General features: G+C 45.9%; 23 protein-coding genes. 14 read left to right on the top strand and 9 right to left on the bottom strand.

The genetic code is table 11. The features are described 5' to 3' along the window. Positions 1–2: 2 nt before the first annotated feature. The 5 genes from ACYJZR_RS11060 to ACYJZR_RS11040 are packed head-to-tail and all read right to left on the bottom strand — an operon-like array spanning position 3 to position 2,602. Complete coding sequence (locus ACYJZR_RS11060; protein WP_005460553.1) at positions 3–563, bottom strand: COG4648 family protein; 561 nt, start codon at positions 561–563, stop codon at positions 3–5. After that, a complete protein-coding gene (locus tag ACYJZR_RS11055) occupies positions 563–820 on the bottom strand; it encodes an acyl carrier protein (RefSeq protein ID WP_005460583.1) in 258 nt (85 codons plus the stop codon). The genes ACYJZR_RS11060 and ACYJZR_RS11055 overlap by 1 nt, the downstream gene beginning before the upstream one ends. A 15-nt stretch (positions 821–835) precedes the next feature. Continuing rightward, positions 836–1,096, bottom strand: coding sequence for a phosphopantetheine-binding protein (locus tag ACYJZR_RS11050; protein ID WP_005457487.1), 261 nt, complete (start codon positions 1,094–1,096; stop codon positions 836–838). Between the two features lie 13 nt (positions 1,097–1,109). Next, the gene (locus ACYJZR_RS11045; protein WP_406966226.1) at positions 1,110–1,877 is read right to left on the bottom strand and encodes a lysophospholipid acyltransferase family protein; all 768 of its coding nucleotides are present in this window, start codon (positions 1,875–1,877) and stop codon (positions 1,110–1,112) included. Further along, positions 1,874–2,602, bottom strand: a complete 729-nt coding sequence (locus ACYJZR_RS11040; protein ID WP_406966227.1) for a beta-ketoacyl synthase chain length factor — start codon at positions 2,600–2,602, stop codon at positions 1,874–1,876. Before ACYJZR_RS11040 ends, ACYJZR_RS11045 begins: the two co-directional genes overlap by 4 nt. A gap of 76 nt (positions 2,603–2,678) precedes the next feature. Between ACYJZR_RS11040 and ACYJZR_RS11035 the strand changes: the two genes are divergently transcribed. From ACYJZR_RS11035 to ACYJZR_RS11020, 4 genes are all read left to right on the top strand, one after another. After that, complete coding sequence (locus ACYJZR_RS11035; protein ID WP_005460588.1) at positions 2,679–3,077, top strand: lipoprotein; 399 nt, start codon at positions 2,679–2,681, stop codon at positions 3,075–3,077. 10 nt (positions 3,078–3,087) lie between these two features. After that, complete coding sequence (locus tag ACYJZR_RS11030) at positions 3,088–4,173, top strand: methyltransferase (protein ID WP_011105739.1); 1,086 nt, start codon at positions 3,088–3,090, stop codon at positions 4,171–4,173. Positions 4,174–4,181: 8 nt separating this feature from the next. Then, positions 4,182–5,426: an NAD(P)/FAD-dependent oxidoreductase gene (locus ACYJZR_RS11025; RefSeq protein WP_406966228.1), complete on the top strand. Its 1,245-nt coding sequence runs from the start codon at positions 4,182–4,184 to the stop codon at positions 5,424–5,426. Between the two features lie 195 nt (positions 5,427–5,621). Then, positions 5,622–6,362, top strand: a complete 741-nt coding sequence (locus ACYJZR_RS11020; RefSeq protein WP_005487709.1) for a transglycosylase SLT domain-containing protein — start codon at positions 5,622–5,624, stop codon at positions 6,360–6,362. Here ACYJZR_RS11020 and ACYJZR_RS11015 read toward each other — a convergent pair. After that, complete coding sequence (locus tag ACYJZR_RS11015; RefSeq protein ID WP_406966229.1) at positions 6,352–7,704, bottom strand: hemolysin family protein; 1,353 nt, start codon at positions 7,702–7,704, stop codon at positions 6,352–6,354. The genes ACYJZR_RS11020 and ACYJZR_RS11015 overlap by 11 nt on opposite strands. 184 nt (positions 7,705–7,888) lie before the next feature. On the opposite strand from ACYJZR_RS11015, the gene ACYJZR_RS11010 reads away from it, so the two are divergent. The 9 genes from ACYJZR_RS11010 to ACYJZR_RS10970 all read left to right on the top strand — a co-directional run bounded on the left by ACYJZR_RS11010 (position 7,889) and on the right by ACYJZR_RS10970 (position 20,648). Next, positions 7,889–9,124, top strand: a complete 1,236-nt coding sequence (locus ACYJZR_RS11010; RefSeq protein ID WP_020840278.1) for a DEAD/DEAH box helicase — start codon at positions 7,889–7,891, stop codon at positions 9,122–9,124. Between the two features lie 251 nt (positions 9,125–9,375). Then, on the top strand, positions 9,376–10,038 hold the full coding sequence (locus ACYJZR_RS11005) for a potassium channel family protein (protein ID WP_005460581.1): 663 nt from the start codon (positions 9,376–9,378) through the stop codon (positions 10,036–10,038). Then, the gene (locus ACYJZR_RS11000; protein ID WP_005479004.1) at positions 10,035–11,402 is read left to right on the top strand and encodes a TrkH family potassium uptake protein; all 1,368 of its coding nucleotides are present in this window, start codon (positions 10,035–10,037) and stop codon (positions 11,400–11,402) included. The genes ACYJZR_RS11005 and ACYJZR_RS11000 overlap by 4 nt, the downstream gene beginning before the upstream one ends. 295 nt (positions 11,403–11,697) lie before the next feature. Further along, positions 11,698–14,682, top strand: coding sequence for a M6 family metalloprotease domain-containing protein (locus ACYJZR_RS10995; RefSeq protein WP_406966230.1), 2,985 nt, complete (start codon positions 11,698–11,700; stop codon positions 14,680–14,682). Between the two features lie 175 nt (positions 14,683–14,857). Then, positions 14,858–15,670: a sugar transporter gene (locus tag ACYJZR_RS10990; protein ID WP_025622389.1), complete on the top strand. Its 813-nt coding sequence runs from the start codon at positions 14,858–14,860 to the stop codon at positions 15,668–15,670. 178 nt (positions 15,671–15,848) lie between these two features. Then, positions 15,849–17,318, top strand: a complete 1,470-nt coding sequence (locus ACYJZR_RS10985) for a protein adenylyltransferase SelO (RefSeq protein WP_025588777.1) — start codon at positions 15,849–15,851, stop codon at positions 17,316–17,318. Positions 17,319–17,520: 202 nt separating this feature from the next. Beyond that, positions 17,521–18,519: a TRAP transporter substrate-binding protein gene (locus tag ACYJZR_RS10980; RefSeq protein WP_005479018.1), complete on the top strand. Its 999-nt coding sequence runs from the start codon at positions 17,521–17,523 to the stop codon at positions 18,517–18,519. Positions 18,520–18,608: 89 nt separating this feature from the next. Next, entirely contained in the window at positions 18,609–19,283 is a 675-nt protein-coding gene (locus tag ACYJZR_RS10975; protein ID WP_406966231.1) for a TRAP transporter small permease, read from the top strand. 3 nt (positions 19,284–19,286) lie between these two features. Continuing rightward, complete coding sequence (locus tag ACYJZR_RS10970) at positions 19,287–20,648, top strand: TRAP transporter large permease (RefSeq protein ID WP_100088612.1); 1,362 nt, start codon at positions 19,287–19,289, stop codon at positions 20,646–20,648. Between the two features lie 47 nt (positions 20,649–20,695). Here ACYJZR_RS10970 and ACYJZR_RS10965 read toward each other — a convergent pair whose 3' ends face one another. From ACYJZR_RS10965 to ACYJZR_RS10955, 3 genes are all read right to left on the bottom strand, one after another. Then, positions 20,696–20,878 carry a hypothetical protein gene (locus ACYJZR_RS10965; protein WP_021451574.1) on the bottom strand — a complete coding sequence of 61 codons (183 nt, stop codon included), beginning with the start codon at positions 20,876–20,878 and terminating at the stop codon, positions 20,696–20,698. 76 nt (positions 20,879–20,954) lie between these two features. Then, entirely contained in the window at positions 20,955–22,292 is a 1,338-nt protein-coding gene (locus ACYJZR_RS10960) for a sigma-54-dependent transcriptional regulator (protein WP_406966232.1), read from the bottom strand. A gap of 4 nt (positions 22,293–22,296) precedes the next feature. Next, on the bottom strand, positions 22,297–24,099 hold the full coding sequence (locus tag ACYJZR_RS10955; RefSeq protein WP_005487692.1) for an ATP-binding protein: 1,803 nt from the start codon (positions 24,097–24,099) through the stop codon (positions 22,297–22,299). A gap of 46 nt (positions 24,100–24,145) precedes the next feature. On the opposite strand from ACYJZR_RS10955, the gene ACYJZR_RS10950 reads away from it, so the two are divergent. Continuing rightward, on the top strand, positions 24,146–24,331 hold the full coding sequence (locus ACYJZR_RS10950) for a hypothetical protein (protein WP_020840285.1): 186 nt from the start codon (positions 24,146–24,148) through the stop codon (positions 24,329–24,331). The last annotated feature ends 248 nt before the right edge of the window (positions 24,332–24,579 follow it).

Below are 24,579 nucleotides of genomic sequence, written 5' to 3'. Positions count from 1 at the left end.
GATTAGTGTTCCTTTCGAACAAATTGACGCACGATCCACTCTCCGGCGAACAAGCTACCAGCAAGTAAGTAGCTAATCAGACCGTTATACAGCGTCCATATTTTTACTGGCAGGAAACAGGTATAGAGGGCAAAAGCGGCATTCAGTACAAAAAAAACGCACCAAACCATCGTCACTTTGCGAGTGTAAGCAACGCCGCTTGGCGGTAGTTCTGGTTCTTGTAAACGCGCGAGCCTTTCAATGATCGATTGAGGCTGTTTGAGACTAAATGCGAACACGCACAACATGCATACGTTCACAACCACAGGGTAAAACTTAAGCCACCCGTGTTGTTTAAACACCATGCCAAGCGCAACAAGAAGAATACCGACTGCGCCCGTGGTGAGCGCTAGGAATTTAAACTCTTTAAGTGGGGTCTTATTTGCGACGAATAAACGCAAAAGCAACGCAGCAATTAACAAGCCCCCAACTAAGTTCAAGCCAAATTTATCTATACCGAAGTAAACGGCGAAGGGGTAGGCAAACAGTACAATTGCAGACAGACCAGTCAGCAATTGGCGCATTAACTTTCCTTCAATAGCTCAGTGACTGCGTTAACGACATCGTCAACGGTTCTTACTGTACTAAATTCAGCAGGTTTGATTTTTTTACCAGTGACATTCTGTAGGTGCACGACCAAATCAACCGCGTCAATGCTATCTAGATCGAGATCTTGATATAAGTGCGCGTCAGGTTGGATGTCGTCTGCGTCGATTTCGAACAGCTCAACAAGCGCATCTTTAACTTGTTCAAATACTTGATCTTTATTTACATCAGTCATGAATATACCTACAACTTATTCATTAGTTTGAGAAGAAACGTATTTCGCTAGGTTTGCTACAGAAGCAAAGTGTTCGCGCGTATTTGAGTCGTCAGCATCGATGACGATGTTGTATTGCTTTTTAATTGCTAATCCAAGCTCAAGTGCGTCGATAGAGTCTAAGCCAAGTCCATCACCAAAAAGTGGCGCATCCGTTTCAATATCGTCTACGGTTAAATCTTCAAGGTTCAAAGCATTAATAATAAGTTGCTTAATATCGTTGTGTAACTGTTCCACTGGGACCTGCTTATCAATAAAAGTTTTCTGGAAAAATGTTGTCAGCTAAGTGCTGTTGTAAGCGTCGAGCCGCTATCGTTGGTGACGTAGTTTGCTTTATAAAGGGCTCAATCTCAACTTTATCCTTAACTTCAATTTTGAAAAAGGGCTTTGTTGTTGGCACCTGATACCATTTTTTCTCTTTTGTGAGAAAGCTCGGTGTCACCGTAATATGTACGACTCTTAAATCTCGTTCTGTTCTTACTGCAATTTGCGCCGCGCCACGTTGCAACTTAGGTTTTATGCCTGGTGTTGTTCTTGTGCCTTCAGGAAATATAAGCAACACGTTGCCTTTATTAAATCGTTCTTCACAAAGTGCTAATAAATCATCTGGCGCTTCGTTTGGAATATATCCGGCCGCTTTTACAATATGCTTCATAAAAGGATTCGACCAAATTGCCGACTTTACTAAACAATCACAGCGATTTAATTGTGAGGCGATTAAAACGTAATCAATTAAACTCGGATGATTGGCAACAATTAAACAATTTCGATCTTGTTGAAGACGGTCTGCGCCAATAATTTCATAATCAATCGCCCCGCTGAACTTCATTAATTTACAGAATGTGTTGAAAGAATATTGAATCGCGCCTTGAACTTTATATTCACGTTCAGTTTGGTCAGAGACAAAAATACGAATAGTTGGAATCACGATAAAGCTAAGCGCTAAACCACCCAAACCAAATACCGAAAAACAGAAACCCGTGGCGAGCACGCGCCAATACTGATTTAAGCGATTCATTGTTTGCGCCATTCCCAAGATTGCTGTGGGGCATGGATGGTCCACTGAGTTTTGTCTGACAAGTAGTGCTGCAAAAACGCTAAGCCTTGTGGCAAAAGGTGGCCTGGTGTTTCTACGCTGTGGCTGCTGCGCAACGTAAAATCATCACCGTTTGATAGCACCAAACCTAAGCCAAAGCCCGGATATTGCTGCTGTTCAAATTCGGTGTAGGAGTCAGGTAAAGGTTCATCAAAGTCGACCAGCAGAACTTTCTTATCTGGATTGTCTGCTAAAAATAGCCACGCTTCTAATATCGCGCTTTGGAATGTATTTTCCGATGCCGCAATCGAAGTGAGAGGGATTGGCTGCTTGGTTGCGATGGTCGCTAAACCTGCCGCGGTATTGTGCACTGATTGAGAGAACGCCATTGGAGAGGCTTCTTCGCCACTGATGATGTCTGCAACCAGCGCGACACTGCGATGCAGTTCGCCATGACGGCTAGAAAACACCAGATAATCGACCTGATGTTGCTTTAATAATTCGATGGCCGTTTGCACCGCAAGTTTACTTAATGGACTCATTCTTCTGCGCATCATTGCAGGAATATCCGCCACATTTACTTTGCCATCTTGTGGCCAATTTCCGCTTGCAGCCCATTCTTTCCATTCATCAGGTTGAGATAAACCCAGTGAATTCGCTGTCCACGCATCAATATTGAACGAAATTTTGATCTTCGAGTTTGGCATATTTGGTTAAATTGTTTATTTTACAGCTCGATACAATTTGGGCTTCACCCGAATTCATAATAAAAAGGAAATTCTTATGTCGCGCTTTAAGCTGTACATCTCATTATTATTAACTTTGCTTCTTGTCGGTTGTGGACGTGTACAACCTGTATTGAGTGTGGAGGATACTCCAGTTGCGTATGATCTTCAAAATAAACAAGTAAAAATGGCGATTGTGCAATCCGCAACTAACCGTGGTTGGACGATTGAAGAAGTTAGTCCGGGTGTATTAATTGCGAAAATTCACGTTCGTACACACTCTGCTGAAGTAAAAATTCCATACAACAACAAATATTATTCAATTATTTATCTCAACTCAGTAAATCTCAAAGCAAGTGATGGCAAAATTCACCGCAATTACAATCGTTGGGTAAACAATTTAAATGTTGATATTCAGCGAGCACTTGCGTTGTTGGGCACTCAGTCTCAGCAATAAAAATTATTAAATGCAGTTAGGTTTTTTCGTGTTAAATCAAAATAATGATCCTTTTAATGCTTTTGAAGCAAAAACAGAAGCTCAAAAATTATCTTTTGCCCCTATCGTTTTCCATACCGCGAGAACGCTCAGAGATTTGGGTATATTAGCGGCGCTCGATAGCGCTGGTTCAAAAGGCATGAGCGCCATTGATATCGCCGAAAAAACAGGCGTGTCAGAATATGGTGTCAAAGTGCTGCTAGACATGGCGATAAGTGCGCACATTGTTTTGTGGGAAAAACCTAACTACTCACTGGCCAACCTCGGGTTCTACTTGTTGTACGATGGCATGACCCAAGCAAACATGGATTTCACGGCCGACGTTTGTTATGCCGCGATGATGCACCTGACTGAAGCAATCAAAGACGGCAAACCAGCTGGACTGAAAGAGCTGGGCGATTGGGAAACCATCTATCAAGGGTTGTCGACATTACCTGAGCAAGCTAAGCAGAGCTGGTTTAAGTTTGATCACTTCTATTCGGATCGTTCTTTCCCATTGCTGCTTAAAGAAGTGTTTGCCAATGAGCCAAAACACATCGTCGATATCGGTGGCAATACGGGTAAATGGGCAATGCAGTGCTGCAACTACGATAAAGATGTACATGTGACCATTGTTGATTTGCCGCAGCAATTGGAAGTCGCGATGTCTAACGTGGCAGAGAATCAGCTCAGCGAGCGCGTGCATCCGTATCCTGCCAATATGCTTGATAAAGCCCAAACATTGCCTGATCATGCCGATATTTGGTGGATGAGCCAGTTCTTAGATTGTTTCTCTCCAATTGAAATTTTAAATATTTTGAAGAAAGTGAAGGCGCAGTTGAGCGCGGGCGATACCGTTTACGTTCTCGAACTGTTTTGGGATGCGCAGAAATACGCGGGCGCGTCATACAGCTTAAATGCCACCTCGCTTTACTTTACCTGCCTAGCCAATGGTAATAGCCGTTTCTACCGTAGTGATGATTTCCTAGAAATTGTTGAAGCAGCAGGTCTCTCTGTTGTGGAAAGAACGGACAACATTGGCCTCGGACATACCTTATTAAAACTCCAAGCAAGCTAGTATAAAGAATGAAAACAGAGCACAAGCAAGTTGTCGTCGTTGGCGCAGGTCCTTCGGGTTCCACCGTTTCTGCGTTGCTAAAATCTCGTGGTATTGATGTTGTCGTGATCGAAAAAACGACGTTCCCTCGTTTCTCAATTGGCGAAAGCTTACTTCCAGCTTGTATGGAGGTGGTGGAACTTGCCGGAATGACAGAGGCGGTGAAGCAGCATGGCTTCCAATTCAAAGATGGTGCGGCGTTCCGTCGTAACGGGGTCTACACCCACTTTGATTTCACTGACAAATTTACCGCAGGACCAGGCACCACATTTCAGGTTCAACGCGCCAGCTTTGATAAAGTGCTCGCCGACAACGCCGCAGAGCAGGGCGTCGATATTCGTTATCAACATGAGCTGGTTAGCTTGGCGTTTGAAGGCAAAAAATCGCGCTTAGAAGTGGTTGGGCCCGATAAGCAGGCGTACCAAATCGAAGCCGATTTTGTTTTGGATGCGAGTGGTTTTGGCCGAGTGCTGCCGCGTTTGCTGGATCTGGAAGAACCTTCTTGCCTTCCACCAAGAAAAGCGATCTTTACGCATATCGAAGATCATATTTCACCACAAGAACCAGAGTACGATCGCAACAAAATTCTGATTTCAGTCCATCCTGAAAATCACGACGTATGGTACTGGCTCATTCCATTCTCGAATGGTACGTGTTCGTTTGGTGTGGTGGGTGAGCCTGAGTTTTTCGAGCAACACCCAGAAGATAAGCTTGCAGCTTTGCAGCAGTTGGCTAATGAAGAGCCGGGTTTGGCATCTTTATTGCGAAACGCGAAGTACCCAAATCCTGCAGGAGAGTTGGGTGGCTATTCAGCGAACGTTAAACGCTTAGCCACAGAACACTACGCGCTGCTTGGTAACGCGGGCGAATTTTTGGACCCGGTATTCTCATCGGGTGTCACTATAGCGATGAAGTCCGCTCAATTTGCTGCTGATTGCGTTGTGCGTCAATTGAACGGCGAAGTGGTTGATTGGCAAGAAGAGTACTCAGAACGCTTGATGGTTGGTGTCAACACGTTCCGCACTTATGTGGAAGGATGGTACAACGGCACGCTTCAAGACGTGATTTTCTACCAAGCTCCAAATCCACGTATTAAACAGATGATCAGTGCAATATTGGCTGGTTACGCGTGGGATACCGAGAACCCATACGTCAAGCAAAGTGAACAACGCTTGTCGACGCTGGCTGAGTTAGTACGTGGCGAAGGTTTTTAAATTACTCAGAAAAAATTATTAAAAACATCTCATTAGCCCCATCTGTGATTCATAGGTGGGGCTTTTTATTGCCTTGATTTTAATAAGGTTATTTCTATTTTTTTGGTGGGTTATTGAACGTTGAGATTGCCATAAAAGAGACTTTGGTCACATAAATATTTGTTGTAGCTGATATTTCTATAAAATTTGTAGGAAATGGATTACATTTTGGGAGTGTTCCCTCAACTTGGTTATGTCGTGAAAAAGGTATCTAAGCGACTGTATAGGTTAGTAAAGTTTAAAAAACGGCAGCCACTCAAAACTGTATTGTTTTCCTTTACTTCCATGCTGAAGGGCAGGCAGCAGCGCCTCATTAAAAAGCTTCCTTTTTATCCCCAACGTTCCCATCGATGTATTTTTTCTCCCGAGCCATTTCAAGAGCCTTCTGAGCATGTTTTGGCGTGGGGACAGCGAGTCAGCCCAGCATTCAAAAGCAAAGTGGTCGAAATTTGCTCTGAGCTAGAAATCAACCCGAATCATCTAATGGCTTGTATGGCCTTTGAGACGGCTGAAACGTTCAGCCCTAGCATTAGAAACGGCTCTGGGAGTGGAGCGACAGGTCTGATTCAGTTCATGCCCGCAACCGCGAAAAACTTGGGGACGAGTACTAAGCATCTCGCCATGATGAGCGCCGTTGAACAGCTCGATTATGTGAAAGCTTACTTTTGGCCTTATCGACACCGAATGTCTTCGTTGGAAGATGTTTACATGGCGATTCTCTACCCCGCAGCAATCGGGAAGTCACCCTCACACGTGCTGTTCAAACAAGGTTCGATCGCTTACCGACAAAATGCAGGCATCGATCGTCACAGCAAAGGTAACATTACGTTGAGTGACGTCTCTTACAAAGTTAGGCAGAAGCTGGCGAAAGGTTTGCAGCCTAACTTTATGGGTTAGCGTCGCCATCGTTGGTGTCGGTGGTTGTTTTCGACTCTGTCTCTCGGCTCACTTTAACTTGTACAATCCGGTGATGTTTGACGTTTAACACCTCAAACTGCCAGCCCTCATAGTCGACCAACTCTCCTGCATGTGGAAGGCGTCCTAGCCACCAAGTTAAAAAGCCATTGAGGGTTTGAAAACCTTCACTCTCTTCGCCTTCAATTGTGGTCAATCCCAGTTTGTATTTGAGTTCGTTGAGAGGAATCAGCGCATCCATCAGCCAACTGCCGTCTTTTTGCTGCTTCGCCCAGATTTGTTCTGGTGCCATTCCTAATTCGCCAGCGATGGACTTGAGCAAATCGTATAAGGTGACTAAGCCTTGCACGTCGCCATATTCATCAACAATAAATACCATCTCTGCGCTGGTTTGCTGCATGTAGTTCAGTAGAGGCAAGCCTTTCATCGATTCCGGTACAAAGCGCGGATGTTTGAGCAATTTACCGAGTCGCGAAACAGACAGGTGGTCGTACTCATCAAGCAATACTTTTGAGGAAATGGTGCCGATGATGTTATCTAAACCGCCTTTGCACACAGGCCAAACTGAGTGTTGAGTTTGACGTAGGTGTTTGAGAATCGCATCCAGCGGCAAGTTGGTGTCCAAAAAATGGATGTCGCAGCGCGGCGTCATTAAAGACAGGGCTAAACGATCATTGAGGTGCAGTAGCTTGCGGATCATCAGTTGTTCTTGCGGTTCGATGGCTCCTGATTCCGAACCCTCATTGACGACGGCAAAGATGTCTTCTTCTGTGACGATTTCGCCTTGGTTTTCGTTTTGGCGCAGAAGTTTAAGTAACGCGTCTGTCGACACAGTAAGTAAGAACACAAAAGGTCTGGCAAGTTTGGCTAACCAATGAATCGGATAGGCGACCACAATTGCGATGCTTTCCGCGTTGTTTTGTGCAAAACGTTTTGGCACGAGCTCACCGATGATGATCGCGAAGTAAGTGATCAAAATAACAACGCTGGTGGTCGCAAGAATGGTGGCGACTTCGCGCTCTAGCCCTTGGGCAACGAGCCAGTGTTCAAAAGGAATGGACAGCGTCGCTTCACCAAAAATGCCACTGAGTAGACCGATGGCAGTAATGCCGATTTGGATAGTCGAAAGAAACTGGGTAGGGTTGTTTTTTAGTTCTAAAGCGAGCGCAGCAGGTGCGTTGTCTTCGGCCATCATTTTTAATCGGCCGCTTTTCGCCGCGACTAACGCGATCTCAGACATAGCGAAAATGCCGTTTAGTGCGATCAATCCAACAAGCAATAAAATGTCCATGGAGCCTTCCAGTAATGCACACGTTAGCAGCATAACGAGATTCTCTCGCGAGAAACGTGAGGTTGTGAATAATTCAACGCGTCATGCCAACAGAATGTCTTATTAAAAGGATAGAGTTCATTTGTTGAATGTGGTTTTCGCGTCCAGACGAATGATTCTGTTACTTGACTGGGATTCTGATAAACTACGCGCCCATTTCCTCTTTAGAGACGTTTCTATGCCATTTTCTAAGCTTGGTTTAAGCGCACCAATTACGGATGCCGTAACGGCGCTGGGTTACGAAAAACCGACTTCTATCCAACAAAAAGCGATTCCAATTGTGCTGCGTGGCAGCAACTTGATCGCGGCTGCGCAAACAGGCACGGGTAAAACCGCCAGCTTTGTGTTGCCAATCTTAGAAAAGCTAAGCCAAGGTGAGACGCAACGTAAAAAACGCGCTCGTGCCATCATTCTTACGCCAACGCGCGAACTGGCTCTACAAGTGCATCAAAGTATTGAAGCGTACGGGAAAAACTTGCCACTGCGCTCAATGGCGATGTTTGGTGGCGTGGAATATGCGCCGCAGAAGCAAGCGCTGATTGAAGGCGTAGATATTGTGGTGAGCACACCAGGACGTCTGATTGATTTATACGGCCAGCGTGCGATCCATTTTGATGAAGTGGAAATGCTGGTACTGGACGAAGCCGATAAGATGCTTGATATGGGCTTTATCGACTCGATCGATAAGATCATCGATTGCATGCCAGAAGATGTTCAAAGCTTGCTGTTCTCGGCTACGTTGTCGAACCCAGTTCGTGATTTGGCCAAAAACGCGATTGTTGATCCTGAAGAGATTACGATTGCAAAACACAGTGCATCTAAGTCGAACATCAAGCAGTGGATCACCACCGTCGATAAAGACATGAAGTCGTCGCTTTTGAGCCACATGCTGAATGAAAACGACTGGTCGCAAGTGCTGATCTTTATTGAAACAAAACACGGCGCGGCCAAATTGGTTAGCCAGCTTGAGAAGCGTGGCATTGTGGCTGAAGCGTTCCACAGTGGTCGCAATCAGCGTGTTCGTCAGGAACTGATTGAGAAGTTCAAAGCGGGTGAAATTCAATATCTGGTTGCAACTGGCGTTGCCGCGCGTGGTATTGATATCGACAACTTACCAGTAGTGATTAACTACGATTTACCATTCCCTGCGGATGAGTACGTACACCGCATCGGGCGTACAGGCCGTGCTGGCGCGCAAGGTGAAGCGATCTCTTTGGTATCGAAGGATGATTTCAAAAACCTGTGCATGATTGAAAGCCGTCTGGGCCACTTGCTTGAGCGTGTTGAAATCGAAGGTTTTGCTCCAAGAAAGCCAGTGCCGATTTCGATTTTGAATTACGTACCTAAGAATAAGCGTAAACCGCAAGACAATCGCCCGCGTCGTGAGAATTCTGAACAACGTGACGCAAAATAGTCTGCTGACACATTGAAAGCAAAGCCGCATTCGTGCGGCTTTTTTGCGTTTAGAGCCGCCGAAAATACGATGGATTTTGTCTGGTTTGTCGGTCGTGATGAGGAAAAAAGTTAAATCGTGTCATACGCTTAACACTCAAAATGCAAATAACTGCGTAAATGTTTTGTCAAATTTTTGTCCTCATATTTGCAGAAGGGCAGGAATAGGCGCAGACTTTCGCGCTTGCTAATGAATGCATAAATGAGGCACGAATGAAAACAGGTGATAAGCAATTCGCTGTTATTGGTCTTGGCCGATTTGGTTTGGCGGTATGTAAAGAATTACAAGATTCTGGGTCACAAGTCTTAGCGGTCGACATCAATGAAGATCGAGTGAAAGAAGCTGCAGGTTTTGTGAGTCAGGCCATTGTGGCAAATTGTACTCATGAAGAAACGGTCGCAGAGCTCAAGCTCGATGATTACGACATGGTGATGATTGCCATTGGTGCAGACGTGAATGCCAGTATTCTTGCTACTCTGATAGCAAAAGAGGCGGGTGTAAAATCGGTATGGGTAAAAGCTAACGACCGATTCCAAGCTCGCGTTCTGCAAAAAATTGGCGCAGACCACATCATCATGCCAGAGCGTGATATGGGCATTCGTGTGGCGCGCAAAATGCTGGATAAACGCGTACTCGAATTTCATCCATTGGGTAGCGGATTAGCGATGACAGAGTTTGTTGTTGGCTCGCGTTTGATGGGTAAAACGTTAAGCGATTTGGCGCTGTGCAAGGTCGAAGGCGTGCAAGTGTTGGGCTTTAAACGTGGCCCTGAAATCATCAAAGCGCCTGATATGAGTACCACGCTTGAAATCGGCGATCTCATTATTGTGGTTGGCCCGCAAGACAAGTTGGCAAACAAGCTGAAATCATTATGACGCAATTTCATCAGAGAGGCGTTTTTTACGTCCCAGACGGCAAACGAGATAAAGCGAAAGGTGGCGAACCGCGCATTATATTGCTGAGCTTTCTCGGAGTGTTATTGCCTTCTGCTGTTCTGCTTACGCTACCGGTTTTTTCGGTTTCTGGTCTGTCTATTACTGACGCGTTGTTTACCGCGACTTCAGCCATTAGTGTAACTGGGTTGGGTGTGGTCGATACCGGCCAACATTTTACGCTCGCGGGTAAAATTCTTCTGATGTGCTTGATGCAGATCGGCGGCTTAGGGCAAATGACCTTATCTGCGGTGTTGCTCTATATGTTTGGGGTGCGCTTGAGTCTACGTCAGCAAGCGTTAGCCAAAGAAGCACTTGGCCAAGAAAGGCAAGTCAACCTGCGTCGTCTAGTGAAAAAGATCGTCACATTTGCGCTGGTGGCAGAGGCGATTGGTTTTGTCTTCCTCTCGTATCGTTGGGTGCCAGAAATGGGGTGGCAGACGGGCATGTTCTATGCGCTGTTCCACTCTATTTCGGCTTTCAACAATGCTGGCTTCGCTCTCTTTTCTGACAGCATGATGAGTTTTGTCAACGATCCGTTAGTGAGTTTCACCTTAGCTGGTCTGTTTATCTTTGGCGGCTTGGGTTTCACTGTGATTGGTGACGTTTGGCGACATTGGCGTAAAGGTTTCCACTTCTTACATATTCACACCAAAATCATGTTGATTGCCACGCCGTTACTGCTGTTGGTGGGAACGGTGCTGTTTTGGCTTTTGGAACGTCACAACCCCAACACCATGGGGGCGCTCACTACTGGCGGGCAATGGTTGGCTGCTTTCTTCCAATCAGCCAGTGCGCGGACAGCGGGTTTTAACAGTGTTGATTTAACGCAGTTCACGCAACCGGCATTACTCATCATGATCGTTTTGATGTTGATTGGTGCGGGTTCGACCTCTACGGGTGGCGGTATCAAGGTGTCTACTTTTGCTGTCGCGTTTATGGCGACGTGGACGTTCTTGCGTCAAAAGAAACACGTGGTGATGTTTAAGAGAACGGTAAACTGGCCAACGGTAACGAAGTCACTGGCAATCATTGTGGTGAGCGGAGCGATTCTTACCACTGCTATGTTTTTGTTGATGCTGACGGAGAAAGCTTCTTTTGACAAAGTGATGTTCGAAACGATTTCTGCTTTTGCAACGGTTGGGCTTACTGCAGGTTTGACGGCGGAGCTTTCAGAACCAGGTAAGTACATCATGATCGTCGTGATGATTATTGGCCGTATTGGGCCTTTGACGCTCGCATATATGTTGGCGAGACCAGAACCAACGTTGATTAAGTACCCAGAAGACACGGTTCTTACTGGATGATTTGTCAGTAATAAGCAAAATGAACGTAAAATAACGCTTTGAATTTAAAGTGATATTTTGACTTTTTTGAGCGTCGATTGGTCATCGGCGCTCAAACATTTATAAATAACGTGGTCTTCTGCTCAAATTTTCTTTTTGATCCCCTTGTCAGCATTCCCTTATCCTTTCATTTCTGTACCATTCATTCACTTAATTTATATCTAATGCGTAAGTAACCATCAGGTAACCGCTCATTAAATTGATGGGTATCTGAGTTCGTTTTACGCATAGTGAATTGAAAAGATGGAGCCGTACTTTGAAATTCCACACCCTTGCCTTGACCATGCTGACTGCACTTGTTGCCGGAAACAGTATGGCAACGACACCACCATCGCCAATTTGGCATCCGATCACGCTGAGTGACGGAAGCAATAGCGAGGCGATTTTACGCGGAACTGCTGATTTCCATTGGTTTGAAGACAAACAAGGCAATGCCTTGATTCAGGAAGATGGTGTTTGGTTTTTTGCTCAGATCCAGCGTAATTCAGACACCCCTGAGTTGCTCTCGACTGGTATTGAGAAAACCCAATCCAGTGATGCGCCTGATTCAGCGAAGTTTCGTCCGGACGTGCAAGTTAAGCCGGAGCTGTCTTCGTTAAAAGCGATTGAACCTATGGCTCGCCAAAACTTATTGCGCACGGCACAAGGTTATCAGGCGATGAGCAGCTCGAGCGTGAAACAGCAGCCTCTGTTGGTTGTGCAGGTTTCTTTTAACGATCAAGCGATGGTGCACAATTTCGAGCAACGTGTTTTCGACACGAATGGCCAAAGCGTTGTGGATTACTTTGATAAAAACTCTCAAGGTAAATTCAAAGTCGTCCCAGCTATCGAGAGTTACGGCACCGCGAATGATGGTGTGATCAATGTGTCCGTGGCACAAAGCCACCCAAATTGTCACTCTAGTTCTAGCGACACCACATGTACGGCCAAGCTGAACGCCGTGTTTACAGAGGCCTACCAAAAACTGGATCCGTACTTCAATCTTTCTGCTTACGACAGTAACCAAGATGGAACCGTTGAACCTTCAGAGTTGTCAGTGATGTTTATCTTTGCTGGTGGCGACCGTTCAACCGGATTCCTTGACCGTCCTGCTATCTGGCCACACAAATTCTCTCACAATGATGTCACGCTAGATGGCAAAAAGATCACTGACTACTGCGTGTTTGCTGACTACCAAGTTGATCATCAAGCGACGTTGGGTGTGATCGTACATGAGCTTGGCCACTTAATGCTTGGCTTGCCGGACTTGTACGCAAGGAACAGTGACGCTTCGATCGGTTCTTGGGGCGTGATGGGTGCTGGTTCATGGGCGAAGAAACCGGGTGATTCGTACTCAGGTGATACGCCCGTTAACATGAGCGCATGGAGCAAACACGCGGCTGGTTTCGTTGTACCAACGATCACTCATGAAAGCCCGACGCCTATTCCCGTGAATAACGACGACGTCAAATTGGTGTATCTCGACCCATACTTAAAAGAGTTTGGCCCACGCGTGTATTTGGAAAACCGTACCTTTAGCGGTTACGACCGAGCATTGGCGGCAGAAGGGGTATTGGCGACGTCTGTGAACGTCCAGAACCGCTTTAACGATGTTGGCGCGATGCAGGTTCAAATCATGCAGGCTGATGGTCTGAATGAGTTAGAAAATGATGGAAGCAGTGATGCCGGCGATTTGTATCCTAACGGTGGCACTGAGATTTCCGACACTTCTAATCCAGGACTTCAAGCAGTTGCTGGGTTTGAAACTGGTGTTCGTATTTCTAACATTGCCAGCAGTACGAATGGTGGCAGTTTCGCCCTTGAGCAAGCGAGCGAGCCAAACAAATCGGCTTGGCTGAACTCTCTCTATCAAGGTTATGTGTTTGCTAGTGGCACAAATACGCTGGCGGTTTCACTAGATTTAAATAACGCTACAGAACTGGATGGTATTCAGCTGTACGCGCAAAGAAGCAGCCTTCAAAGTGATATGACTTACCGAGTATGGCGATTCCCATTCTCAGGTAATGCGGGTTACCGGTTGGTGTTAGACCAAGACAGCGCTGAACTGCTACAACAAGGTTCTTTCCAAAAATCATCACGAATCTTATTCCCTCAGCCAAGCCAACTAAGTGCTGCTCAGCATCTGTTGGTGGTGGAATTGGAAGGCGGTGAGTTTGAAGCGAACTTTGATTTCGGTCGTGTTCTAAAAACTGAAAAATCCTCTTTACCTGTGATGTGGACAGGCAGCGATAGCGACATGTACACATTTGGTTTGAATCAGACAGGCTTCTCTTTCGTACCGTTTGCCGCGCTGCTGAATGTGGATGCGAGTCATGTCGTTGAGGCAAAAGCAGACTCATTGCAAACCGATAAGAACAAGTCAATCGAACTGAACTTGATGGACAATGACTTTATGGCCGTTGGCTATCAGTTCAATGTGGACATCGTTCAACAACCAGAACATGGCACCATTTCGGGTAATCAGTACCAACCTGACATGAACTTTGTTGGCCTGGACCGTTTTCAATATCGTTTGTTGTCGATTGATGGTGCCTACTCATCTTCAATCGTGAATGTTCAGGTGGAAGTGCTTGGCAGCAACGAAGCGCCAGTTGCGGTGATTAATGTTGATAATCGAGACATGACGGTTGGGCAGCGAGTCACGTTGTCTGCACTAAATAGTACGGATGCTGATGGTGACGTGTTGAGTTATCGATGGGAGCAGTTGGCTGGCACTTCAGTTTCTCTTGGCAATGCAACCAATGTCGGCGCTAGCTTTACGGTGCCTCAAGGTGCAAAAGCGGGTGAGGTTCTGACATTCCGTCTTACGGTTGCGGATCCAAGTAACGAAACTACCAGTGCGACCATCGATTTAACCGTGCAAAACTCAGCTCCAATTACGCTAGCGGATACGGCGACAGTCGCCGTCGGTGAAAGCATTGTGATTGATGCAGCGGGCAATGATTCGGACGTGAACGGCGATAAACTGGTTGTACAAAGTGTACAAAACTTAACGGGAGAAGGAATCGCGAGTGTAGAGAACGGAAAAATCCGTTTTCAAGCACCGGATAGTCCGGCTGACGGCATCAAGCTGCAGTACACGGTTTCGGATGGCAAAGGCGCTACTGCAACGGGGCAAGTGACCGTGACGGTTGTTGCTTCTTTGAAAACAACGACGTTTAAAAACTCGGAGGGTGGCGGCAGTGTTTCTTATTGGGCTCTGATGTTACTCGCAATATTGGGCTGGCGACGCCGCGCCTAAAACGGTATTAAATTTACGGTATAAGCCACTCGCATCGAGTGGCTTATTTTTAGTGTCTGATTTATTTCGAATTTGCTCTCATTATCTTATGAGATGTGTTTCTCATTATTTTTAAAGCGATTTTTCTACTCTGCGGTTACCCTAGGGGCAGATTTTTACAAATTAAGGATGTTGTATGTCAACCGAGGACTTTTCTGTTTCGGCAATATGCCGAGAAGCGGCAGTGATGGTCAGAAGGAACCTACTCGCAATTGTCATTGCGTGTATTCCATTAATCATCGTGCACTCAATTTTTGTGTTTATGTATCCTGAAATGACGGGGCAAGATCAAGCGAGCGTCCAAGAAGGAAACATCACGGGATTTTATTTCGTCACAATCGTTTTATACCCACTTGTTGCTGCGATGGCTGCTGTGCGTGTGCACCGGATTTATTTGGTTGGCGATTACATGCACTCGGCGTTGGATGTGTTTCGTTTGTCGGCCCGAGAATTCCGTTTCATTGGCTGGTGGATATTGTTTGGACTGATGATGATGCTCGTCATTGGTATCCCAATCTTTGTATTGTCGTTTATCTACATTGCAGAAAGCGGTGAACCCGATTTTGTCGCCATGGCGTTTATCACAACAGTTGCAAGCATTCCAGGCTATTGGGTGATGGCGCGTTGGTCGTTTGTTCTGCCAGCGACCGCAATGGATCATCAGCCGCGCAGTTTGCGTCGTTCATGGAACCAAAGCAGACCATACAACAAGCAAGTATTCATTTTGATGGGATTAATTCCATTAGGTGCAGGATTACTCAGTCAGCTTATCTTTAGCCACTTTACGAATTTCTTCATGCTGAGTTTTGTTGGCGTTGCCTATGGTATTTTCGGCGCGTACCAGCTGGCATTGTTATCGTTGAGCTATAAAACGGTAGTGGATATCGAACGCGCTCGTTTTGATACGCCATCAGAGCCACCAAAAACGGGTGAAGAATTTTCCGCTTAATCAATTTGATCGTTTTTACATACCACCTCCGTTTGTGAGGTGGTATGTAGCGGGTGAATACCTTTCCTGCCGTCTTCGCGTTATTCACGCAAAATACCCATGCCCATTTCATGGCTGAATGACAGTGACGTTCACACGTATACTGACAACAGTACTTCTTTTTATTAAGGAACCCCACATGTCCATTTGGCAACGGGTCAGTTTCACCCATCGCTTTAGTCAACTACCGTCAGCTTTCTATACTTTGGTTGAGCCACAACCCTTGGATAATACTCGCTGGGTTGCTTGGAATGGTGAGTTTGCGCAGCAGTTTGGTTTACCAGCAGAGCAAAACGATGAGCTATTGGCGGTTTTTTCTGGGCAAAGCGAATTCGAACCGTTTCGTCCTCTGGCGATGAAATACGCAGGGCATCAGTTTGGCGTCTACAACCCAGACTTGGGCGATGGACGTGGATTGCTGTTGGCGGAAATTGAGCATCAAAATGGCACTTGGTTTGATATTCACCTTAAAGGCGCGGGGCTAACACCCTACTCGCGAATGGGGGACGGCAGGGCGGTGTTGCGCTCAACCATTCGTGAATATCTATGTAGTGAAGCCATGGCGGGGCTTGGGATCCCGACGACTCGTGCTCTTGGCATGATGGTTAGTGACACGCCTGTTTATCGCGAGAAAACAGAATTCGGTGCAATGTTGATTCGTATGGCGGAGACCCACGTGCGTTTTGGCCATTTCGAGCACCTTTTCTATACCAATCAATTGGCAGAGCAAAAGTTGCTGGCGGACAAAGTCATCGAGTGGCACTTTGCTGATAGTGCGTCGGCAGAGAGGCCATACGCTGCAATGTTTGGTGAAATTGTTCAGAAAACAGCGGACATGATTGCTTACTGGCAAGCGTATGGGTTTGCTCATGGCGTGATGAACACCGATAACATGTCAATTCTCGGGCAAACCTTTGATTACGGGCCATTTGGTTTTCTCGACGATTATGAACCGGGGTACATTTGTAACCATTCTGATTATCAGGGGCGTTATGCGTTCGAGCAGCAACCGCGAATTGCCCTGTGGAATCTTTCTGCTTTGGCACATGCCTTATCACCGCTTGTCGAGCGAGAAGATTTAGAACAGGCACTGAGCCAATTTGAAGGGCGTTTAAGCCAGCAGTTTAGCCGCTTGATGCGCAGTAAGCTGGGTTTGAAAACAAAAATTGCAGAAGACGGACGTTTGTTTGAGTCGATGTTTGAACTGCTTAATCAGAATCATACCGACTACACGCGATTCTTTAGAGCGTTGTCCAACCTCGATAAACAGCCAGCGCAAGAGGTCATCGATTTGTTTATTGACCGGGAAGCCGCCCAAGCTTGGCTTGATTTGTATTTAGCTCGATGTGAGCTGGAGGTAGATGAAATTGGTGAGCCGATTTCAGCCGAGCAGCGTTGTGAACAGATGCGCCAAGCCAACCCGAAATACATTCTTCGCAACTACCTTGCGCAATTGGCTATCGATAAAGCTGAGGAAGGTGATTTCAGCGAAGTTCACCGTCTTGCTGAGATACTTCGCCACCCATACGATTCGCAACCAGAGTTTGAAGCGTATGCCAAACTGCCGCCAGAGTGGGGGAAAAAGATGGAGATCAGCTGCTCCTCATAAATGGGTCATTTCCCACCCATATCCTTTAGGTTTGTGGGTGGATTTCCCTCCTTTTGGCTCTCGCTTGTCAACTTTAATATTTTAATGGATTGATTTTAAATAAAAAAATAGTTGGTCTGTTAATTGCTCTTTGATGAACATCCGTACCCATCACCTTAACTTCATGGACGGGATGGGATGTGATTTATCAAGGAGAATAATAATGTTAAAGCCTCTAACCCTACTATCTGTCTCTGCTCTTGCTGTTACCAGTTTTAATGCCGCTGCGAATTGTGACCCAGGTGAAACGGTCATCAAATTCAGCCACGTGACTAATGCGGACAAACACCCAAAAGGCATTGCTGCTTCGTTGCTTGAAAAACGTGTCAACGAAGAAATGAACGGCAAAGTGTGCATGCAGGTGTTTCCAAACTCAACGCTTTACGATGATGACAAAGTGTTGGAAGCTCTTCTAAATGGTGATGTTCAACTCGCTGCTCCTTCTCTTTCTAAGTTTGAGAAATTCACCAAGAAGTATCGCCTTTTCGATCTGCCTTTCTTGTTTGATGATGTCGCTGCGGTTGACCGCTTCCAAAACTCTGAAGCGGGAGAGAAGCTGAAAAACTCAATGAAACGTCGTGGTCTACAAGGCATTGCGTTCTGGCACAACGGTATGAAGCAAATGTCTGCCAATAAACCTCTGATGGTGCCAAGCGATGCGAAAGGACTTAAGTTCCGCGTCCAAGCTTCTGACGTTCTTGTTGCCCAGTTCGAGCAACTTGGCGCAAACCCTCAAAAAATGTCCTTCAAAGAAGTTTACGGCGGTCTACAAACGAAGGTTATCGATGGTCAAGAGAACACTTGGTCAAACATCTACGGTAAGAAGTTCTTCGAAGTTCAAGATGGCATAACGGAAACCAACCACGGTATTTTGGATTACCTCGTTGTGACGTCGAACGATTTTTGGCAGAAGCTACCAGAAGATCAGCGTGAACAGCTCAATACCATCATTCAAGAAGTGACTGTTGAGCGTAACGCGGAATCGACCAAAGTGAACTTGGCGAATAAAAACAACATTATCGAAGCGGGTGGTGTGGTTCGTACGCTAACGCCAGAGCAGCGTCAAGAGTGGGTGACGGCTCTGCAACCAGTGTGGAAAAAGTTTGAGAAAGACATTGGTTCTGACCTGATTGAAGCGGCTTTGGCTTCAAACCAACAATAACAAAAACGATATCCATTCGCCCTCGGACTCTCTCTAAGCCGAGCTGAGGATGAGGGCTTTTTCCCCTTTACTGATGACGTGATGTAATTATGGAACCGACTTTTTTTGCCAAGGCTGGACGAATCACCGATGCCATTGAAGAAACCTTGATTGCTTTCTTCTTAGGTGCGATGACATTGCTGACGTTTGCTAATGTCATTTTTCGCTATGTCTTTAACGATAATATTCTCTGGGCGTTAGAGCTCACCGTATTCATGTTCGCGTGGATGGTTTTAGTTGGCGCTTCGTACGGTGTGAAAAAACACTTTCACATTGGCGTGGATGTCATCATCAATATCGTGCCTGAAGGGCGCCGTAAACTCCTTGCGCTAGTCGCAGCGGCTTGCTGCCTAACCTTTTCGATTCTGCTTTTGATTGGTGCTTGGAATTATTGGTATCCCTTTGCGACAGAGCGCGCATGGTATGAAACCGACGATATCCCAATGCCTGAGTTTTTACAGTTCTTAGCGGATTGGCTTAATGAAGGCGAGCGCTACGAAAAACTGCCACGCTTTATTCCTTATTTCGCTTTGCCGTTTGGTATGGCGATGCTCACTTTCCGTTTTTTACAAGTCACTTGGCAGATCGCTACAGGCAAGCTGGATCGCTTGATTGCAGGTCATGAAGCTGAGGAAGAACTGGAAGCCTTAAAAGAAGAAATGAGTGCAGCTGGCGATGCCATGACTCCTCGTTCCTCGAACGATTCTGAGCACAAGGAGCGCTAAGCCATGGATATTTTACTACTGTTTTTAATGGTGATTGGCTTCATGCTCATTGGTGTGCCAATCGCAATTTCTCTGGGTCTTTCCAGTGTACTTTTCTTAATGCTGCATTCCGATGCTTCTTTGGCGTCAGTTGCTCAAACGCTGTTTAACGCCTTTGCTGGTCACTATACATTGTTGGCGATACCTTTCTTCATTTTGGCCTCAAGTTTTATGTCGACAGGTGGCGTTGCAAAGCGAATCATCCGATTTGCGATTGCCATTGTTGGTTGGTTCCGTGGTGGTCTCGCCATGGCTTCCGTTGTGGCATGTATGATGTTTGCAGCACTGTCTGGCTCTTCACCAGCAACCGTGGTCGCTATCGGTAGTATCGTCATTGCGGGGATGATTAAAAACGGTTACTCGAAAGAGTTTGCTGCGGGTGTTATCTGTAACGCAGGTACTTTGGGGATCTTGATTCCGCCATCGATCGTGATGGTGGTGTATGCTGCTGCGACCGATGTGTCAGTCGGGCGTATGTTCCTTGGTGGTGTGATCCCGGGTTTGCTGGCTGGCGTGATGTTGATGATCGCTATCTACATTGCGGCGAGGATTAAGAATCTACCTAAGCAACCATTCGTGGGATGGAAAGAAACGTTTGATGCCGCCAAAGATGCGAGTTGGGGCTTGCTGCTGGTGGTGATCATCCTTGGCGGTATCTATGGCGGCATTTTCACACCAACAGAGGCTGCGGCAGTTGCGGCGGTGTACTCATTCTTTATCGCGAACTTTATCTATAAAGACATGGGACCATTTGCTGATAAGCAAAACACCAAACTAGCGATCGTCAAAGTGATTCAGACCTTTGTGCATGAAGACACTAAGCATACCTTGTATGAAGCAGGCAAGCTTACCATCATGCTGCTGTTTATCATTGCTAATGCACTGATCTTAAAACACGTACTGACTGAAGAACGTATCCCTCAGATGATCACGGAATCGATGCTGTCTGCGGGGCTTGGGCCAATTACGTTCTTGATAGTTGTAAACTTGTTGCTCCTGATCGGTGGTCAGTTTATGGAGCCTTCGGGCTTATTGATCATCGTTGCTCCTTTAGTTTTCCCAATTGCCATTGCGCTGGGCATCGACCCAATTCACCTCGGTATCATGATGGTGGTGAACATGGAAATCGGCATGATAACGCCACCAGTCGGGTTGAACCTGTTTGTAACGGCTGGGGTGGCAAGAATGTCGATGATGAATGTTGTAAAAGCAGCATTGCCATGGGTGGGCGTCATGTTCTTGTTCTTGATAATTGTGACTTATGTACCTTGGGTATCAACCTGGTTACCAACGACCTTGATGGGGCCAGAAATAATCACTAAATAACACATTTTCCGAATTACATTCACGCAACCAAAAAGAGGTGTGAGCAATCACACCTCTTCGTCTATGGATTTAAAATCTTGTTTTCTCGGATCGGGATGGACTCTGCGCTCATAACCGTGCCACTTCTTTTTGTTTTTACGTCGGTCTTCACCGGAGCGCCTTTCTTCTTGATACTGGCCGTCTACCATCACTGTATCGGTAATGATCGGTATCCTCACTTTTTCATTCATATCCATATGAGCCCAATAATTGCCTTAGCAAAATTATGATTCAAGTTGGGTATAATACCAATCGTGCGAACCGGTTTTATTTATAGAGCTCTTTATCTATCTGATAGCGTTGCATTTTGTCATACAGCGTTTTTCGAGGCACATTCAACTGTTCCATCGTTTGTTTGATGCTGCCATTGTTTTCCAGTAGCGCATTTTCTATCGCTGCCTTTTCAAACTCCGCCACTTGCTCTGCAAGGCTACTGGTTGAGGCGGGGATGGAACTCGGTTCGCCTAATTGGATGAGTTTACCTAATAAAACGAAACGCTCTGCCGCATTGCGCAGTTCTCGGACATTTCCCGGCCAATCGTGAGCCATTAGCTGAGCCAAATCTTGTGCTGAAAGGCTTGGCGAACTTTTACCATAGCGCGACGCCGCGACTAAAAGAAAATGGTGGAAAAGGGCAGGGATGTCTTCCTTGCGTTCACGTAAGGGAGGCAAATCTAGCGTAACCACGTTGAGGCGATAGTAGAGGTCTTGACGAAATGTGCCTTGTTCCGCCGCACGTTTAAGATCCACTTTCGTTGCCGCGACAACGCGAATGTCGAGAGGTAAAAGTTCGTTTGAGCCAACGCGTTCAATCACGCGCTCTTGCAGGACACGCAACAAACGAATTTGTGCCTGAATCGGCATCGATTCGATTTCATCTAAGAAGAGTGTGCCGCCCTGCGCAAATTCAAACTTACCAATACGCCGACTTTCTGCCCCAGTAAATGCGCCTTTTTCGTGACCATAGAGTTCGCTTTCAATTAAGTTTTCTGGCACCGCGCCACAGTTCACCGCCACAAAGTTATTGTTTCTACGAGAACTTTGTTCGTGCAGTGAGCGGGCGATAAGCTCTTTACCTGTACCTGTTTCGCCAAACAGCAGAATATCGGCATCAGTATCAGCAATGTGGGTGATGGTTTCTCGCAGCGTTTGGATGCTGGTGGTTTCACCGATTATTCGGGGGCCAAGCGTTTGGCTTGCTTTGAGTGATTGACGAAGTTTCTCATTTTCGTTCGTCAGTTGGCGTCTTTCAATGGCGCGTTTTACGGTTTCAACCAAGTGTTCTGGCGCAAAAGGTTTCTCTATAAAATCGTAGGCCCCTTGGTGTAACGCATTTACTGCCATAGAGATGTCACCATGGCCTGTAATCATGATGACTGGCAGGTTTGGATCGCGTTGAACTAACGTGGTTAACAGGTCCATGCCTGAAATACCGGGTAAACAAATGTCGGTCACAATTACGCCAGCTTCGTCGCTTTGTTTCATGGCTAACAAGGCGGATTCTGCATCGGAAAAAAAAGTCGCGTCGATATCGGCTAGCTCAAACGTTTGTTCTATTGCTAATCGAAGGTCGGCTTCATCATCAATAAAAAACACCTGACACATTATCTTATCCTTCTGATTGTTCGGTGCGTTGGCATATTGGTAAGCACAATGAGAATCGAGCGCCACCTTGGGCTCGGTTGTGAGCACTCAAGCTGCCGTTCATACCAGCCAATATTTGCTGAGATATAGAAAGTCCTAATCCCAATCCATTCTTTTTAGTTGTTAAAAACGGTTCGCAAAGTTCGGACAGTGTGTGCGAACCAAGCCCAGGGCCATTGTCATCGACATGAATCATCACTTTGTTTTCATCCGTATCCGTTTCAACGAGCAACCACACTTGTTTATCTTGTTGTTCTTTTACGGCTTCAATTGCGTTCGTCAGCAAGTTAACCAGAACTTGCTCCAATTGAATGGTATTGATTTGAACCTCTATGTCGTCAGTAGGAAGTTCGGTAGCAAGTAGAACACGAGCAGATTTAAAAGCGGGTTTCATGAGCTCTTTTGATGAGGCTATCACGGGCAACAGGCGTGTTTGGGTAAGCTCATTGCCGCTGGCCTTTTTGGCAAACGAACGCAATTGCTGGCTGATGTTTGCCATTCTGTCTGTGAGGGCTGAAATGCGAGTGAGATTATCTTCCACTCGATCATACTTTTCTTTCTGAAGGAACAATTTTCCATTCTCAGCAAAGCTACGAATGGCTGCCAACGGATTATTCAGCTCATGGCTGATGCTCGCTGACATTTGACCGAGAACTGCCAGCTTAGCCGCTTGAATCAACTCATCTTGGGTCAAACGCAGTGTTTGCTCCGTTTCGGTTCGCTGCGCAATTTCAGCCTGTAACTCTGCTGTTCTCGCCATGACTTGAAATTCTAACTTCTGATTCGCTTCTTGTTGGATTCGTTCTAACTGCAAATGACGTTGTTGGCGGTGATAAATCAACTGGCCAATCAAGAACAAAACCGTAAAGGCCAACGTAAGCACAACGATATAGCCCATCGTAACCCAAACGATGGATTGTTTTGGCGAAAGCACACGAATCGTTAGCTTTAACTCAGGTAAAGGCAGTGAAGAGACAACCAGTGTCCCTTTATTGTAGGGGTAGCCTTGTTTCAGTTCAGAATTTGGTGCATTCAAGTTGCCGACAAAGCCCAATGTCGGAATCGGTGTGTCGAGATATTGTCTACTCGTCCAAACTTGCTTTTTATCTGCATCACTTAACGGTTGTAGGCTTTTGAATAGCCAATCCTGCCGGCTGCTCATAAAGACAATATTGTGAGGGTCGCTGGCGACGAACACGCTGTCAGGTTGTTGCCAGTTATCTTCAATTTTACTCAAGTCCATTTTTACGACCACGATTCCCAACACGCCGCCAGCATAAATTATTGGATATGAGTAGTAATAGCCACGTTGGCCGGATGTTGAGCCCAGAGCGTAATATTGGCTGCTTTCACCGCTGATGGCTTGTTTAAAGTAAGGTCTAAAAGCAAAGTTGCGTCCAATAAAAGAGCGCTTTTTACGCCAGTTACTTGCTGCAATGGTCGTGCCCCATTGATCAATCAAATAAGTATCTGCCGCTTCAATAACGTTGTTCACCGATTCTAGATAGCGATTGGTGATTTCGAGTTGAGCGCTATTTGAAGGATTCAGTAGAGCTTCAAAAAGAGGATCATCTTTGGCTAAAAGATTGGGTATATGGGCGTATTTATCGAGCTTATTTTTGATGTGGCTAGAAAATTGTTCGAGCTGTGATTGGTGTTTATCTAGCAAAGATTGATAGCTGTGTTGCCACACCCAGCGCCCGCCCACAATGGCGCACAGGAAATATAAGGCGAAAAAAATCAGTAAAATACGATTTCGTTGAGACATCCTTGCATTCCTATTACACGTCCTTTTTATGCCTTTAGAAATGTTAATGGGTTGTAGGGATGATGGGGGATTTAGTTTTCAACTCTGTGGAGTAAAACAAGAGCAAGATCTCTTTTTACGCTTTTCAATAAAAAAAGCAGTCGATTCTCTTGAAAAAGTCGCTATTGTCCCCATTCTAGATATGCTGGCGCGCTCATTGGGTGTTTTAATCCCATTTTTGGCAAAAAAATGAGTCAGCTTTCGAGAATTTAGCGCAGACAATGTCCACATGGTGGCTATTGGCTCGACAGGGTTGCGACAGATCGCTAGAATGTCGCGTCTAAAAATTCTGTCCTGAGGCTAATAGGAGATACCTTTGATATTTCTGTCGAAGATATCACTGATTAGTCTGGTGCTGAGAATCAGCATCAATACTCGATTTTAAATTAGGTGTTCGGACAGAACACTACACAAGGATGAAGCGTTAACTTAAAGAGTTAC

The organism is Vibrio sp. RC2502 (genome assembly GCF_054850435.1).
This window is presented reverse-complemented; position numbering and strand designations above follow the sequence as displayed.